This window comes from Deinococcus sp., from assembly GCF_030523985.1.
GTDB lineage: Bacteria > Deinococcota > Deinococci > Deinococcales > Deinococcaceae > Deinococcus.
Genome location: NZ_JAUNHK010000017.1, coordinates 1 through 15,980, shown reverse-complemented (window position 1 = coordinate 15,980; position 15,980 = coordinate 1). Strand labels below are relative to the sequence as shown.

The following is a 15,980-nucleotide window of genomic DNA, read 5'->3' as shown; positions in this document are numbered from 1 at the left end:
GGAAAGGAAACGTGCAGGCGCTCAGCTCGCGGTGACTGCCAGCACTTCTTCAAGGGTGGTCAGCCCCTGGAGGGCTTTTTCGATGCCGTCTTGCCGCAGGGTTCGCATACCGCTTTCGGTCACGGCCACCTCGCGCAGTTCGGACGCGGGCCGCCCGGCCCCGATGGCGCGGCGCAGGTGGTCGTCCATCACCATCAGTTCGTGAATCCCCATGCGGCCCTTGTAGCCGGTGCCGCCGCAGCGGGGACAGCCTGCCCCACGCATCAGGGTCGCCCCGCGAATGTCGCGCTCGCTGATGCCCAGTCGCCGCAGCACTTCGGGGTCGGCGTTGGTGGGCTGCTTGCACTCGCTGCACACCCGGCGCACCAGACGTTGGGCCAGCACGCCCATCACGGCAGCCGAGATGTTGAAGTTCTCGATGCCCATTTCTTCCAGACGGGTCACGGCCCCCGGCGCGTCGTTGGTGTGGAGGGTCGCCAGCACCATGTGACCGGTCAGCGCGGCTTCCACGGCGATTTTGGCGGTTTCTTGGTCACGGATTTCCCCCACGAAGATGATGTCGGGGTCTTGGCGCAAGAAGGCGCGCAGGGCGCGGGCGAAGGTCATGCCAGTGGTGTTGTTCACCTGCGACTGCACGATGCCCGGCACTTCGTATTCGATGGGGTCTTCAATGGTCGTGGTGTTCTTTTCCGGCTTGGCGATGCGCTTGAGGGTGGAAAAGCAGGTAAACGACTTGCCCGAACCCGTCGGCCCGGTCACCAGGAAAATGCCGTTGGGCCGCTCGATGACTTCGGTGTAGCGCGGGTAGTTGTACTCGGAAAAGCCGAGCTGCTCCAGTTCGGGAATGTTGCTGGCCTTTTGCAGCAGACGCATAACGGCCTTTTCGCCGTACACGGTGGGCAAGGTCGAAAGACGCAGGTCGAGGTCGATGCTGCCCTTGCGGAAGCGGATGCGTCCGTCCTGCGGCACGCGGCGCTCGGCGATGTCGAGGTGGCCCATGATTTTGAGGCGGGCCATGATCTGCTGCGCAGCCCCCTTGGGAAAGGTGTTCTGTTCGCGCAGCGCCCCGTCTATGCGGTAGCGCACCTTGACCGCGTCCTCGATGGTTTCGATGTGAATGTCCGACGCCTCCTGCAAGGCCGCCTCGCGGATGATGGAGTCCACGACCTGCACGATGGCGCTCTCATCGGCGACAGAGAGATCGACGCTTTCTTGCGACTGCTGAACCTTGTTGCGCTCGGCGAGTTCCTTGTTGAGCTTGTCGAAACCCTTTTCCCCGAAGTAGCGCTCAATCAGGCGGATGATGTCCTTTTCCGCCATCACCGCAGGCAGGATTTCCTTGCCCGTCAGCAGCTTGAGGTCGTCGAGCGCGAACACGTTGCGCGGGTCTTTCATGGCGACGACCAGCGAGTTGCCCTGCAAGCGCACCGGCACCACCACGTAGCGGCGGGCAGTGGCCTCGGGAATCATCAGGGCGACCTTGGCGTCGGGCGGGTTCTGAACCGGGTCGAGGAACTCGTAACCGAGCTGCGCGGCCAGCGAGCGGGCCAGCATCTCGGGGCTGAGCTTGCCCGACTGCACCAGCGTGTCTTCCAGGCGTCCGCCGCCCGTGTTCTGCTTGGCGAGCGCCGAGTCGATTTCGTCGGGACTGGCGAATCCCAGTTCGCTGATGACCTCGCCCAGCGGCTTGACCTTGCCGCCCCGCGCCTGCACCTGTAGGGCTTCGCGCAACTGCTCGCGCGAGAGGGCTCCGTCGTTGACCAGGGCTTCACCCAGGCGGCCCCGCTGCGGGTAGAACGCTTCGATGAGCGCCTCGATGTCGCGGGGGCGGGTCAGCATCATCTGAACCGGGCGGCCAATCAGCGCCTCGATATCGGCGCGTTTGCGCGGGTCACTGGTCAGGACGACCACCCCCTGGTCGGTTTCGTCCACCGGTACAGAGAGCAGGCGCAGGGCGTCGGCGCGGAGCATGCTGCCCAGCACTTCCTCGCCGGGGTGGAAGCCGCTGGGGTTGGGCAAGAAGGTGGTCTGCTCCTGCTCGGCCAGCACTTCGTACAGCTGCTCCTCGGTGATGGCCCGCTGGGCGATCAGGGTGCTGCCCAGGGCCTCGCCCGTCTGCTGCTGCGCGTCCAGCGCGACCTGCAACTGCGCGTCGGTAATGTAGCCGTGTGCGATCAGGCGCTCACCGAGCTTGCCGCCAGTTTTGGCCTCCGACGAGCTGACGGGCGACACGACTTCCAGCCCCAGTTCGGGGTAAAAGGTCGCCAGGGCCCACATGACCTCGCTCCGCAGCGCCTGATACGGCTCAATGTCCAGGCCGCTGTCGTCTTCGAGTGTTTCGATGGCGAAGCTCGACAGCGGGTCGACCAGCGCCACCCGCAGGCGGTCTCCCTCCAAACCGAAGGGCACCGCCTGAAGGTTGAGCGCCGTCTGGGGGCGGATGGCGTGCAGCGCCTCGGGTTCCGGCCGCACCGCCGTCAGGTTGACCAGCGGAATACCCAGCGCTTCCTCGATGGCGCGGGCGATTCGTTTTTCACCGACGGTTCCAGCGTCGATGAGGACATCGGCGAGGCGACCTCCGACCTCGGCGTGCCTTTCCAGCGCCCGCTGCAAGTCGTTGTCGTTGACGTATCCCTGTTCCAGCAAAATCGCGCCGAGGCGACGGTCACCAATCGAAAGAGCCAAGATTCATCCCTCCATACTTTCCGGCACGCGGCCTGCTCCAGCACCAGACGGGAGCGGCCCATGCGGGCTAGGCATTATCGGTTGACAGGTTACGCGGCCGTCTGTCACAACTTTATGCCCGAAGCCGGAATTCGGCCCGAAAACGGCGGCCCAGCGCCGCAAAGTCAGTGTGGCCGCCAGTCGTGCCCGTAGCGGCGCAGCACCCGGCGCTCCAGCATCCGCGCCAGCCGGGTGTGCGGCAGGGCATTGTCAATCAGCGGCTCGACCAGCACCGTATGCATGCCGACCAGATTGCCGCCCAGAATGTCGGTAAAGACCTGGTCGCCCACCATCGCCACCTGATGCGCGGGCAGTCCCAGCGCCGCCACCGCCTTTCGAAAAGCGCGGGGGTTAGGCTTACCCGCCATGCCGACGCCCTCAAAGCCCAGCCGGGGCAGCCAGAAGGCCGCACGTTTGGCAGTGGCGTTGCTGAGCAGATACAGCCGAATGCCCGCCCCGCGCAGGTCGGCGGCCCAGGCGATCATGTCGTCCGCGTCCTCGTAGCTGCGGTAGGGAATCAGGGTGTTGTCGAGGTCGAGCACCAACCCGCGCAGCCCCCGTGCTGCCAGAAATTCGGGGGTAATGTGCGACACATGACCGATCAGGTCGTCGGGACGCAACAGCGGTTTCATGCCTGCGCCTCTGCCGCGTGCGGCAACCCTATGACGGCCCACATGCGCCCGGTTTGCCCGTTGTCGCGGCGATAGGAATAAAACTCGGCCTCGGTAGAGCAGCGCCCACTGACCCAGATGTCCCCCACGCCCGCCCCCTGCAACACGGCGCGGTTGGCCCCGGCAAGGTCGAGGTGAACGCGTCCGTTCATGTCCAGCACGAACTCGCCCAGACCAGCCTGCCTGAACTGCTCCGCGACCTCGGCACCCACCTCGTACTTTTCGCCGCAGATGCCGGGGCCAACGGCGGCCCGAATCCGCTCCGGCACGGCCCCCAGTGCCACCATCGCCTCCACGGTCTTTTGCCCGATGCGGCCCACCGTGCCTTTCCAGCCTGCGTGCGCCGCGCCAATGACGCCCACTTCGGGGTCGGCCAGCAGCAGCGGGTAGCAGTCCGCCGTGCCGATGGCGAGGAGGACGCCCGGTGTCGCCGTCACCAGCGCGTCTCCTATCCAGACGCCGGGAGCCTCGGCCCGCACGACCTCGGTGCCGTGAACCTGTTCCAGACGGGCGAAATCCTGCGCCCCGAAGCCCAGTGCCCCCGCCAGTCGGGCGCGGTTGACGGCGACGGAGGCGGGGTCGTCCTGACGGTCGTCCAGGTTCAGGCCCGCGTATGGCCCTGCCGACACGCCGCCCGCGCGGGTGCTGAAGGCGTGGGGAAAGGGCAGGTTGGGCGCACGCAGCAGGTGGGGGGCCGGGTCAGGAGTCGCAAGGGTCATCGTTCAGAGTGTAGAGGCCGAGTCTGAGCGGTGGACATGACCGAAACGGCAAAAGCACAAATAAATAAACCCGCTCCAAGCACAGCCGCCCCCTCAGGCGTTAGAGTCGCCCGCATGAGTGTGACGATTGACCTTTCCGGTAAGACGGCCCTGGTGATGGGCGTCGCCAACGCCCGCAGCCTGGGCTGGGCCATTGCCCAGAAGTTGCTGGAAGCGGGCTGCCGCGTCGGGTTTTCCTATCAGGGCGAGCGCCTCCAGGGAGAACTGGAAAAACTGACCAAAGACTGGCCGAACACCTGGATTCAGCAGGCCGACGCGACCAGCGAAGAGGACATGGACGCCTTGTTTGCCCGCGTGCGAGACGAATTTGGCAGCCTGGACATTCTGGTGCATTCCATCGCTTTCGCGCCGCGTGCTGCGATGGAGGGGCGCTTTATCGACACCACCGCCGACGACTGGAGCACCGCGCTCAATGTCAGCGCCTACACGCTGGTGTCGGCCACCCGCCGCGCCGAACCGCTGATGCCGGACGGCGGCTCCATCATCAGCCTGACCTACCACGCCTCGCAGCAGGTCGTGCCCAAGTACAACGTAATGGGGGTCGCCAAAGCTGCGCTCGAAGCCGCTACCCGCTACCTCGCCGCCGACCTAGGCAAACGCGAAATCCGCGTGAACACCATCAGCGCCGGGCCGATGCGGACCATTGCCGCCCGCTCGATTCCCGGTTTCGGCGGCCTGTACGACAAGGGCGCACGTAACGCCGCCTTCGGACGCAATGCCACCCCGGAAGAAGTCGGCAAGCTGGCGCTGTTCCTGCTCTCCGACCTGGGCAGCGGCGTGACCGGGCAGACCATGTATGTGGACGCGGGCCTGAGCATCATGACCGTGAAGGAAGACGCGAAGGGCGAATAACCGGGGCTTGTCGGGTGGAGGGCACTTGCGGGTGTCCTCCCCTTTTTCTTGCCCTGGCAACAAAAAACTCCCCACCACTGGCGGCAGGGAGTCCCGGAGGGAGAGAAAGCGAGGTTCAGTAGAACTTGGTGATGCGCTCAACGCTGTGGCGGTGGTGGGGGAAGCCTTCTTCGGCGCGCTTGCCGATGGGGAGCATACCGGCGAACTGCACATGCTCGGGCAGCCCCAGGATTTCGCGAACCTTGGCGGGGTCAAAGCCCAACATGGGTACGCTGTCGTAGCCCAGACCGCGCGCCGCCAGCATCAGGAAACCGAAAGCGATGTTGGCTTGCGACAGACCCCACTGCCCGCGCTGCGCCACGTCCTGAGCGCCGAACGTGCCGTCGAAGGTGGCACGCTGGCGGCTGCGGCCTTCGTCGCCCATGCCGGGGTGGGCGGTGTCTTCGACCGTTTGCAGGGTGTCTTCCATGTCGCTGTAGACAACGATGACGGCGGGGGCGCTCGTCACCTGGGCCTGCCCATAGGCGGCTTCGCGTAGCTTTTCCTTGATTTCGGGGGTCTGGATGACGGCAAAGCGCCACGTCTGGGCGTTCCAGGCGCTGGGGGCCAGGCTGGCGAGGCGCAGGATTTCGCGCAGATCGGCTTCGTTCATGGGTTCCTGCACGAACTTGCGAATGCTGCGGCGGGTTTCGATGGCGTCGGTAACGCTCAGGGGACGGGTCAGGGTCGCGGTCATGGGCGACAAGCTAAGGCAGCCGCTTTGAAAAGTCAAGTGGTAGAAATTTTAGGGTCATTTGCACTCCGCCACGGTTTAGGAAATGACACAATTTAGGAAATGCGATGGTGTAGGATACGGGGCATGACCGACCTTGCCCCTTCGACCTTCTGCCCGGTGTACCGCGCCATAGGGGTGCTCCAGGAAAAATGGGTGCTGCATATCGTTCGTGCCCTGCTGGACGGGGAGAAAGGCTTCAACGAACTGGCCCGCGCTGTGGGCGGCTGCAACAGCGCCACCCTAACCCAGCGCCTGGAGAGCCTGGAAGACCTGGGCCTGATTTTCAAACGCACCGAGGACGGCGGCGGCAAACTCGCCCGCAGCGTCTACTCGCTGACCCCGGCAGGCCAGGAACTCCAGACCGTTATCGACGCCATCGACTCTTGGGCCATAGCGCACCTCAGCAGAGGCGAGGCGCATCCAGCCCACTGAGACCACCTCCTACGGCAGAGGGCAGGAAGTTCCCCAGCACGGGGTCTTTCCTGCCCTTTGTCCAGTTCAGGCCTCGGAAGGTCCTGAGGCGGCGGCTCAGTATTCGATGCTCTTGACCTTGTACTTCATCTGCTTGCCGCCGTCGAGGTTGACCACGAAGGCCTCGCCCTTCTTACGGCCCATCAGCTCCTTGCCGACCGGGCTGTCCTCGCTGATGCGGGGCAGGCTGCCGCCCATCATGACGGCTTCGGCGGCGCTGACCACCTGCACCTTCATGTCCTTTTTGTTGGTTTCATTGGCGAGCAGCACGATGGCGCCGAGTTCCACGCGCCCTTCGTTCTCATGGTCTTCAATCAGGGTGGCGCGGGCCAGGGTGTCCTCAAGTTCGTCGATGCGGGCCTCAATAACCATCTTCTCGCGCTTGGCGTCTTCCAGGCCGGTGTCTTCGTTGTCGGCGCTGGTTTCCATCTGTTCTTGCAGAATGCGGGTCGCTTCGTTGAGGCGATTCTGCTCCTGAGCCAGCGCCTTTTCGAGACGCTCGAAGCCTTCACGGGTCAGCCGGACTTGTTTGGGTTGGGTCACTGTGTTTGCTCCTCTGGCAAAGTACTTGTCAGCCCTCTACGGCAGGGCAGCGGTATTTTTCCTGGCTAGAATCGCCGCGCATTCTGCCACAGGGCTGTCACACTGACAATGTCCGGCAGGGCTTGCGACCTAGCCCATCTGGTCAGGCGGGAAGCGGACGCGTAGCCTGCGGCGCATGTCCACTGCGACCCCCACCCATCCCCTCTCCTTGCCGGTCGTATGGGCCGGAGCCTTCGCCTTTCTGACACTCGGTGTGTTACAGGCGGTGTACGGCCCTGCCTTTCCCGCCTTCGAGGAGCGGTACGGCGTGACCACGGCGCAGGTCGGCCTGATGGCCAGCGCCCATTTCATCGGCTCGGCGTCCGCGCCACCACTGGCAGGGCTGCTCCTCACGCGCCTGGGGCTGGGCCGAGTGGTCACGGCAGGCTTCGTGCTGCTGGCGGCGGGGGTGAGCCTGGTCGCGCTGGCCCCCAGTTGGCCGCTGGCGCTGCTGGGCGCACTCGTCGGCGGGCTTGGCCTGGGCGGAGTTTCGGCAGCGCTCAACGCTTCCTATGCCCTGTTCGGCACGCAGGCCATCAATTTCGTGAATGCCGTGTTCGGCGTCGGCAGTATGCTCGCGCCGCTGCTGCTGACCCTTAGCGCCGCTCGGGGTGTCTCGCCCCTGCCGCTGACCTTCGGCACCATCGCGGGACTGGCGGTCCTCAGTCTGCTGGTCTTTGCATTCGCCCTGAGCACCTGGGGTCTTCCGCGTCGGCATTCCACCCTGGACGAACGCACGCAGCAGGCCCAAGGGGGAAAGCTGGGCCTCTTCACTGCGCTGATGCTGCTATATGTCGGGCTGGAGGTGGGCACCGGAGCCTGGGCCGCCAAAGCCCTGAGCGCCAGCGGACATGCCCACCCGGCGCTGATGGTGAGCGCGTACTGGGGCGGGCTGACCGTTTCGCGCATTCTGACCAGTCTGTTCGGGGCGCGGTTCGCGGCGGGGCGGCTGGTGCTGGGAGCGGCGGTGCTGGCGACCCTGGCGGCGGGGCTGTCCCTCGTTCCGGCACTGGCTCCGCTGGCCTATGTGCTGGTCGGGCTGGCGTGCGGCCCCATCTTTCCCACCACGCTGGCCTGGGCCGCGCAGCACCTTCCGCCGCGTCTGCTGACCCTGACCCTGGTCGGCGGCAGCGCGGGCGGCATCCTGATGCCCTGGCTGCTGGGCCTGGGATTCGCTGGACTTGGGGCCTGGGCCGTACCCGCGCTGCTGACCTTGTGCGGGGTGCTGCTCAGCGCTCTGGTGCTGCTGACCCTGCGGCTGACGCGCCGTCTCCCCCCGATGCCCCCAGAGCGGGTCTGAGACGGATTTGCTCTCCATTTCGCAACTTGGCAAGCCTGATCGGGGAGATGGAGGTGATAGGAAACCCATTTTTCGAAGTTGCAGGAGTGGGGCGCTTCGCACACTTTCGAGTTTCCACTGACGTGCGATAATGGAGGTTATGAGTGTGATTCCCTACGTCATCGAGCAGACCGGGCGCGGCGAGCGCTCCTACGATATTTACTCGCGCCTGCTCAAAGACCGCATCATTTTCGTGGGGACGCCCGTCGAGTCGCAGATGGCGAACTCCATCGTGGCGCAACTCTTGCTCCTGGACTCGCAAAACCCCGAGCAGGAAATTCAGATGTACATCAACTGCCCCGGCGGCGAGGTCTACGCGGGCCTGGCGATTTACGACACCATGCGCTACATCAAGGCCCCCGTGTCCACCATCTGCGTGGGCATGGCGATGAGCATGGGCAGCGTGCTGCTGATGGCGGGCGACAAGGGCAAGCGCATGGCCCTGCCCAACAGCCGCATCATGATTCACCAGGGCAGCGCAGGTTTCCGGGGCAACACCCCCGACCTCGAAGTGCAGGCCAAGGAAGTGCTGAAGCTGCGCGACACGCTGGTCGAGATTTACCACAAGCACACCGACCTGCCGCACGAAAAACTGCTGCGCGACATGGAGCGCGATTACTTCATGTCCCCACAGGAAGCCCTGAAATATGGCCTGATTGACCAGGTCATCGACCAGACCCGCGAAAGCCGGGGGGCCGAACAATGACCCGCGTCACGGCTGACCGCTGCTCGTTCTGCGGGCGGCAACATCCCCAGATTGCCCAGCTCATCGAAGCGCCGGGCCGCGCCGCGTTTATCTGCAATGAGTGCGCCGAGCGGGCCTTCGACCTCGTCAAGCAGCAGCGCAAGGAAGCGGGCAGCGAGTTCACCCTCGAAGAATTGCCCAGCGCCAAGGAAATCAAGGCGTACCTCGACGAATTCGTGATCGGGCAGGACGAGGCCAAAAAGGCCCTTGCCGTCGCCGTCGTGAGCCACTACCACCGCCTGTCCAACCCCGACGCGGGCCTGCAAAAGAGCAACATCCTCCTGATTGGCCCCACCGGAACGGGCAAGACGCTGCTGGCGCAGTCGCTGGCGGAAATGCTGGAAGTGCCGTTTGCCATTGCCGACGCCACCACCCTGACCGAAGCGGGCTATGTGGGCGACGACGTGGAAAACGTGATCGTGCGCCTGCTGCAAGCCGCCGAGTACGACGTATCCGCCGCCGAGCGCGGCATCATCTACGTGGACGAAATCGACAAGATTGCCCGCAAGTCCGAGGGCACCTCGATTACCCGCGACGTGTCGGGCGAAGGCGTGCAGCAAGCCCTGCTGAAAATCATCGAAGGCACTGTGGCGCAGGTGCCGCCGCAGGGGGGCCGCAAGCACCCGCAGCAGGAACTGGTGCAGGTCAACACGAAAAACATCCTGTTCATCGTAGGCGGCGCTTTCGAGAGCATGAGCGAGATTGCCCGCGCCCGCACCAACGTCCGCGCCGTGGGCTTCGGTGCCGAGCACAAGGGCGAGGAAAAGGAAGAAGTGCGCTTCTTGCCCGAAGACCTCGTCAAGTTCGGCCTGATTCCCGAATTCGTGGGCCGTCTGCCGCTGGTCGTGCAACTGCAAGACCTCGACGAAGACGCGCTGATTCGGATTCTGACCGAGCCGCAGGGCGCGATTATCCGGCAGTATCAGGCGCTGTTCGGCTTTCAGGGCGTGGACCTGACCTTCAGCGAAGACGCCCTGCGCGAAGTCGCCCACCGCGCCAAGGAGCGCAAGACCGGAGCGCGTGGTCTGCGGGCCGTGCTGGAAAAGGCCATGACGGATTTGCTGTTCGAGTTGCCCCGCGACGATGTCAAGGAAATCCGCTTCGAGGCCGAACATATTGACGAGCCGATGAAGGCCCTTGAGTCTGACGGACTCAAGAAGTCTGCATAAAGCAAGTTAGCTTACAGCCTCTCCCCCACTTGCGGCCCTAGACTTCGGGATACACCGCCGAGTGGGGGATTTGCCCACAACGCGGTACAGTTCTGGATTTTCCCCGCCTCAGAAGCGGCTTTCAAGGAGCAGACATGATTTGGGAACTTCCCGTCGTTGCACTCAGAAATATCGTGATTTTGCCCGGCGTGACCATGAACGTGGACGTGGGGCGACCCAAAAGCAAGCGCGCTGTAGACGAAGCGCAGGCGGCCGACCGCCGCGTGCTGCTGCTGACCCAGCGCGACCCCCGCACCGATGACCCCACCCTGGGCGAACTGTACGACACGGGCGTGTTGGGCGTGGTCAAACAGGTCGTGCGGATGCCCGACAACACCTATCAGGTGCTCGTCGAAGCGCAGGAGCGGGCCAAGGTGATGGACGAAGTGCCCAGCGCCTACCTGCGCGTGCGGGCCGACACCCAGAGCGCGGCGGCTCCCGAGGGCGAAGAAGCCCGCGTGGTCGGCGTGCTGGCGAACGAAGTCAAGTCGGCTTTCGAGGAGTACCAGCGCCAGAACAAGAACCTGCGCCTGGACAACTACCAGCTCGAAGGCCTCAAGGCGCTGACCGACGTGGGCGCTCTGGCTGACCAAGTGGCGCACCACGCGACCTGGACGCCCGAGGAAAAGCAGGAAGTGCTGGAGGCGAACGACCTGCAAGCCCGCCTGGAAGCGGTGCTGAAGCTGCTGACCCGCGACACCGAACGCTTCAACATGGACAAGAAGATTGCCGGGCGCGTCAAAGAGCAGATGGACGCCAACCAGCGCGAGTACTACCTGCGCGAGCAGATGAAGGCCATCGGCAAGGAACTCGGTGGCGGCGAAGACAGCCCCGCCGAGGTGGACGCCCTACGCGAGAAAATCGAAGCGGCGGGGATGCCCGAGAGCGTCAAGGAAAAGGCCCTCAAGGAGCTTCAGCGCCTGGAACGTACCCCCGGCGGCAGCCCCGAGAGCACGGTGGTTCGCAACTACATCGACTGGCTGACCGACGTGCCGTGGAGCAAGCGCGACGAGGAAATCCTGGACATAGGCCGCACCCGCGACATTCTGGACAGCGACCACTACGCGCTGGGCGACGTGAAAGACCGCATTCTGGAATTTCTGGCGGTGCGGCAGCTCACGCAGAAGGACGTAGAGGGTGGAGAGCAGAGTGCGGAGGGTGAGAAGAAAGAACGCACCGCCGAAGAAAGAACGGATGATGCCGAGCTCCGCGCCCCGATCCTGTGCCTCGTCGGGCCTCCTGGGGTGGGCAAGACCAGTCTGGGCAAGAGCATTGCCCGTTCACTCAACCGCAAGTTCGTGCGGATGGCGCTGGGCGGCGTGCGCGACGAGTCGGAAGTGCGCGGCCATCGCCGCACCTACATCGGCTCCATGCCAGGGCGCATCATTCAGGGCATGAAGACGGCGGGCGTGGTCAATCCCGTGGTGCTGCTCGACGAAATCGACAAGATGAGCAGCGACTGGCGCGGCGACCCCTCCAGCGCCATGCTGGAAGTGCTCGACCCCGAGCAGAACCACACCTTCCAGGACCACTACCTCGAAGTGCCTTACGACCTCTCGCAGGTCATGTTCATCACGACGGCCAACAGCCTCCAGACCATCCCCCGCCCGCTGCTCGACCGCATGGAAGTCATCAACATCCCCGGTTACACGCAACTGGAAAAGGTGGAAATCGCCAAGCGCTACCGCGTGCCGCGCCAGATCAAATCGCACGGGCTGCTGGGCAAACTGGAAATTACCGACGCGGCACTCAACCGCATCGTGGAGGAATACACCGCCGAGAGTGGCGTGCGTAACCTCGACCGCCAGATTTCCAAACTGGCCCGCAAGGCCGCCCGCGAATTGCTGGAAACGCCCTGGGAAGGCGTGAAGGTAATAGACGCGCCGCAGATTCCCGACTTCCTGGGTGTGCCGCTGCACCGCCCCGACAAGATGGAAAAAGAGCCGCAGGTGGGCGTGGCGCAGGGCCTCGCGTGGACGAGCGTGGGCGGCACCATGCTGCTGGTCGAAGCGCTGGCGACCCCCGGCACCGGCAAGGTCGTGATGACCGGCTCGCTGGGCGACGTGATGAAGGAAAGCGTGGGCGCGGCGATTGCTTACCTGCGGGCGCACGCCGCCGAGTATGGGGCCGACCCCGACTTCCACAAGAACCTCGACTTGCACGTGCACTTCCCTGACGGAGCCACTCCCAAGGACGGCCCCAGCGCGGGTATCACCATCGCCACCGCTGTGGTCAGCGCCATCACGGGCCGCCCCGTGCGCCTGGACGTGGCGATGACGGGCGAAATCAGCCTGCGCGGGCGGGTACTGCCCATCGGCGGCGTGAAGGAAAAGCTGCTGGCGGCGCACCAGGGCGGGATTCGCGAGGTCATCATTCCCAAGGACAACGAACCGCATCTGCAGGAAGTGCCCGACAGCATTCGCGGCGAACTGAAGATTCATACGTTCGAGCGTGTGGGACAGGTGCTGGACCTGCTGCTGCTGCCCAAGCCCGAGCAGGATGAGCAGGCGAGCGTGCCGCCCACCCTGAGCAAGTCGGTGCAGCCGGGAGCTTAACGACCATCATCTTCAGCCCTCCTCCATGACGAGGAGGGTTTTTTATTGCTGGCTGGACAGAACAGGCAGGAAGGAGAGGGCTGCCACCCTCCCTTTCGTCACCGCTTCACATTCACAATAGTCACGCCGTGCCCGCCCTGGTTGGCTTCGGCGTCGTGGAAGGACTCCACGTTCTTGTCGGTCTTGAGGTAATCGCGCAGGGTGCGGCGCAGCACGCCCATGCCCTTGCCGTGAACCACCCGCAGCGGCGATTCCTTCAGCGCACGGGCCTCGGCAATGGCGGCGCGGAGTTCTTCCACCGCTTCTTCCACGCCCAGGCCGCGCAGTTGCAGTTCGTTGTCGAAGCGGCTGGGGGCCGTACCGACAAAGCTGGGGCGGGGGCCTTTGACCTTGGCTTCGGGGACGAGGCGCACGTCACGGCGTTTGACACCCACTTTCATCACGCCGAGTTGCACCACCAGATCGTCGCCGCGCATTTCCAGCACCTGCCCCTGTGCGCCGTAAGCGGGCACGTCTACCTTGTTGCCCACGCGAATGGGGTCGCCGCGTTCCTCGCGCTTGACGGGGGCGGGGCGCGATTTCTGGGCCGCCACGCGCAACTCGCGCAGTTCCTGCATCACGCGGGGGCGGGCGCTGTCCTCCTGGGCACGGGCGCGGAGGGTGCGGACGCGCTCCACGGCGTCGGCGTACAGGCTCTCGGCTTTCTGGGAAGCTTCGGCCAGCATTTCGTTGCGGCGAGACTCCAATGTTTCGCGTTCCTGGCGCACCCGGCCCAGTTCGGCTTCGGCCTCGCGGCGGGCCAGGACAGCGGCTTCAAGTTGCTCGGAGAGTTCGCGGCGTTCGCGTTCCAGCCCCTCCAGCATCCGTTCCATCAGACCCGCGTCTGGTCCCAGCAATTCCTCGGCCCGCGCCAGCACGTCACGCGGCAGGCCCATGCGCTGGGCGATGGCAAGCGCGTAGGAGCGCCCCGGCTGCCCGACTTGCAGGTGATAGGTGGGCGCGAGGGTGCCGACTTCAAAGCCCATGCTGGCGTTTTTCAGGCCCGGCGTTTCCAGCGCGAACAGCTTGAGCGGCGACAGGTGCGACGTGATGATGCCGCGTGCGTCCTGCCGCAGCAGGGTTTCGATGAGTGACTGCGCCAGCGCCGCGCCCTCGTCGGGATCGGTGCCGCTGCCCAGCTCGTCCACCAGCACCAGCGTGTCGGGGGCCGCGTGCCGCAGCACGTAGCGCAGGTGCTTGAGGTGGCTGGCAAAGGTGGACAGGCTGGCCTCGATACTCTGCTCATCGCCGATGTCCACCAGCACGTCGCGCACCACGGGCAGCCGCGCCGAATCCGCCGCCACGTACAGCCCGCATTGGTGCATCAGCACGGCGAGGCCCAGTGTCTTGAGGGTCGCCGTCTTGCCGCCCATGTTGGGGCCGGTAATCAGCAGCAGCTTGGTGTCGCCCAGTGCAATGTCGTTGGCGACGGGGTTTTCAATCAGGGGGTGCCGCGCCCCGCGCAGGTCGTACTGCCCGTCAGGGGCCGTTTCGGGGCGGTTGAGTCGCCAGTCCCGCGCCAGCCGTGCTTTGGCGGCAATCAGGTCAAGTTCGCCCACCGTCACCAGCGTCATCGGCACCTCGGCGTCGCCCGCCAGCAGGCCCGAGAGTTCGGTCAAAATCCGCCTGACTTCGGCTTCTTCGTCCAGAATCAGGCGGGTCAGTTCGTTGTTGAGTTGGGTGACGGCGGCGGGTTCCACGAAATAGGTCTGCCCCGTCGCGGAGGCGTCCACGATGATGCCCTGCACGCTGCCGACCCGACTGGCGAGGACGGGCAACACGTAGCGGTCACGGCGAATGGTGACCAGATTTTCCTGCAAGACCTCCGACCACTGTTCCAGCGTACTGGCGAGGCGTTCGCGGATGCGCCCCCGCAGCGGCTCGATGCGTTTGCGGAGGTCGCGCAGGCGGGGGGAAGCGTCGTCGCGCACGCCCCCTTCGCGGTCCAGGCTTTGCAGCACCCGGCGCACCAGTTCGGAATGGTCGCCCAGCCCAAGCGCCACGTCCCGCAGCGGCCCCCGCGAATTGGCGTTGATGGCCCGTTTAACCGTCATCGCCCCGTCCAGCGAGTAGGCGGCACTCAGCAGTTCTGGGCCGCTCAGCACCTTGCCCTCAGCGGCACGGGCATGCAGTTCGCGGATGTCCTGAATCCCGCCGAGACTCAGGCTCACGCCGAACAGGGCGTCTTCCACTTCGTCCAGTTCCAGCGCAATGCGGCCCGCGTCGTCGGTGGGGTGGAGGGCATGGGCGCGCTCACGGCCCAGCGAGGTCGCGGTGCGTTCGGCCAGGGCGGCCGTAATACGGGGGAAATCAAGTGCAAATAGTGCGCGGGAGTCAAAAGCCATCTTGAGACTGAGGATACGGGAGGGGCGGCCAGGAAATCGTGGGCAGGATGGCTTAGCGATTCGTCACGTCATCGTGCCAGAGCGACGCGCATGACCCACTGCGGGCCGTACTCGCCGCCGTCGCGCACGAACCAGTCGGTGAAGCCCGCCTTCTCGTACACGCGCCGGGCATGGGCGTTACGCTGGTTGACCACCAGAAACACATATTCCGCCTGCGGGAAATGCTGACGGGCAAAATCGGCGGTCTGCGCCATCGCCGCCGTGCCCACGCCGCGCCCCTGACAGCGTTCGTCAATGCTCAGTGCCCGAATCGCCACGCCCGCCGGGTCGGGTTCGGGCAGGTACTTGTCGCTTTGCGCCCCGCTAGAAAGCACGAAATACCCCACCACATCCTCCCCGTCCAGAATGCTGACGCCCAGGCTGTCGGGGTCGGCTTCGGTTGCAGGAATCAGGTCGGCGGGGTAGGCCGTGAATGCCTCCTGCTGGGGTGGCAGCTGCAAGGTGGAAAGGGCGGTAAGGTGCCCGGGCTGGTAGGGCGTGAGGCGAATCATGGAAAGTATTTTATACGGGACTGGGCTTTACTCCGCACATCCGAGAAAAACGCCCGAATGTGCTCCGTATCGCCCAGCCCCGTTTTTTCTTCTACTCGCTCTGCTCGGAAAAATAGTTTGGACCCCCAAACTATTTTCCAAAGCCGTATTACAGGCGCTTTTGACCGTTCCAGACGGTCTTGAGCTTGCCCGTAGACAGGCTGACCGTCGGCCCCTGGCCTTTGTCGTCGCGCAAAAGTAGAAATCCTTCATTGCCGTAAAACGTGAAGCTGGGCTTATACCCTCCAGTGCTTACGGCCTGATAAAAGAGATGAGAATGCCTCCACCGTGAGGCATTCTTACTG

General features: G+C 64.7%; 14 protein-coding genes. 6 read left to right on the top strand and 8 right to left on the bottom strand.

The features are described from left to right. Nucleotides 1-21: 21 nt before the first annotated feature. The 3 genes from Q4C89_RS04510 to pgeF all read right to left on the bottom strand — a co-directional run bounded on the left by Q4C89_RS04510 (nucleotide 22) and on the right by pgeF (nucleotide 4,114). A complete protein-coding gene (locus Q4C89_RS04510; protein WP_303101410.1) occupies nucleotides 22-2,685 on the bottom strand; it encodes a type II/IV secretion system protein in 2,664 nt (887 codons plus the stop codon). Between the two features lie 164 nt (nucleotides 2,686-2,849). Next, nucleotides 2,850-3,356, bottom strand: coding sequence for a YqeG family HAD IIIA-type phosphatase (locus Q4C89_RS04505; RefSeq protein ID WP_303101409.1), 507 nt, complete (start codon nucleotides 3,354-3,356; stop codon nucleotides 2,850-2,852). After that, nucleotides 3,353-4,114, bottom strand: coding sequence for a peptidoglycan editing factor PgeF (gene pgeF / locus Q4C89_RS04500; protein ID WP_303101408.1), 762 nt, complete (start codon nucleotides 4,112-4,114; stop codon nucleotides 3,353-3,355). Before pgeF ends, Q4C89_RS04505 begins: the two co-directional genes overlap by 4 nt. A 114-nt stretch (nucleotides 4,115-4,228) precedes the next feature. On the opposite strand from pgeF, the gene Q4C89_RS04495 reads away from it, so the two are divergent. After that, the gene (locus Q4C89_RS04495; RefSeq protein WP_303101407.1) at nucleotides 4,229-5,026 is read left to right on the top strand and encodes an enoyl-ACP reductase; all 798 of its coding nucleotides are present in this window, start codon (nucleotides 4,229-4,231) and stop codon (nucleotides 5,024-5,026) included. 115 nt (nucleotides 5,027-5,141) lie between these two features. On the opposite strand, the gene Q4C89_RS04490 is transcribed toward Q4C89_RS04495, so the two are convergent. Next, nucleotides 5,142-5,762, bottom strand: coding sequence for a nitroreductase family protein (locus tag Q4C89_RS04490; RefSeq protein ID WP_303101406.1), 621 nt, complete (start codon nucleotides 5,760-5,762; stop codon nucleotides 5,142-5,144). Nucleotides 5,763-5,885: 123 nt separating this feature from the next. On the opposite strand from Q4C89_RS04490, the gene Q4C89_RS04485 reads away from it, so the two are divergent. Beyond that, the gene (locus Q4C89_RS04485) at nucleotides 5,886-6,233 is read left to right on the top strand and encodes a helix-turn-helix domain-containing protein (RefSeq protein ID WP_303101405.1); all 348 of its coding nucleotides are present in this window, start codon (nucleotides 5,886-5,888) and stop codon (nucleotides 6,231-6,233) included. Between the two features lie 96 nt (nucleotides 6,234-6,329). On the opposite strand, the gene Q4C89_RS04480 is transcribed toward Q4C89_RS04485, so the two are convergent. Next, nucleotides 6,330-6,815: a GreA/GreB family elongation factor gene (locus Q4C89_RS04480; protein WP_303101404.1), complete on the bottom strand. Its 486-nt coding sequence runs from the start codon at nucleotides 6,813-6,815 to the stop codon at nucleotides 6,330-6,332. 175 nt (nucleotides 6,816-6,990) lie between these two features. Between Q4C89_RS04480 and Q4C89_RS04475 the strand changes: the two genes are divergently transcribed. From Q4C89_RS04475 to lon, 4 genes are all read left to right on the top strand, one after another. Continuing rightward, nucleotides 6,991-8,154, top strand: a complete 1,164-nt coding sequence (locus Q4C89_RS04475) for a sugar MFS transporter (RefSeq protein WP_303101403.1) — start codon at nucleotides 6,991-6,993, stop codon at nucleotides 8,152-8,154. A 130-nt stretch (nucleotides 8,155-8,284) separates the two neighbouring features. Beyond that, nucleotides 8,285-8,899 carry an ATP-dependent Clp protease proteolytic subunit gene (gene clpP, locus Q4C89_RS04470; RefSeq protein ID WP_303101402.1) on the top strand — a complete coding sequence of 205 codons (615 nt, stop codon included), beginning with the start codon at nucleotides 8,285-8,287 and terminating at the stop codon, nucleotides 8,897-8,899. Then, on the top strand, nucleotides 8,896-10,107 hold the full coding sequence (clpX, locus tag Q4C89_RS04465) for an ATP-dependent Clp protease ATP-binding subunit ClpX (protein WP_303101401.1): 1,212 nt from the start codon (nucleotides 8,896-8,898) through the stop codon (nucleotides 10,105-10,107). The genes clpP and clpX overlap by 4 nt, the downstream gene beginning before the upstream one ends. Nucleotides 10,108-10,241: 134 nt before the next feature. Next, nucleotides 10,242-12,701 (top strand): endopeptidase La, encoded by a 2,460-nt coding sequence (gene lon, locus Q4C89_RS04460; RefSeq protein ID WP_303101400.1) that lies wholly within the window; start codon nucleotides 10,242-10,244, stop codon nucleotides 12,699-12,701. Nucleotides 12,702-12,799: 98 nt separating this feature from the next. Here the strand turns inward: lon and Q4C89_RS04455 are convergent, their stop codons facing one another. The 3 genes from Q4C89_RS04455 to Q4C89_RS04445 all read right to left on the bottom strand — a co-directional run. Continuing rightward, on the bottom strand, nucleotides 12,800-15,085 hold the full coding sequence (locus tag Q4C89_RS04455; protein WP_303101399.1) for an endonuclease MutS2: 2,286 nt from the start codon (nucleotides 15,083-15,085) through the stop codon (nucleotides 12,800-12,802). 68 nt (nucleotides 15,086-15,153) lie between these two features. Then, a complete protein-coding gene (locus Q4C89_RS04450; RefSeq protein ID WP_303101398.1) occupies nucleotides 15,154-15,636 on the bottom strand; it encodes a GNAT family N-acetyltransferase in 483 nt (160 codons plus the stop codon). 148 nt (nucleotides 15,637-15,784) lie between these two features. Then, nucleotides 15,785-15,980 (bottom strand): hypothetical protein (locus tag Q4C89_RS04445; protein ID WP_303101397.1); only part of this gene is annotated, 196 nt, incomplete at its 5' end.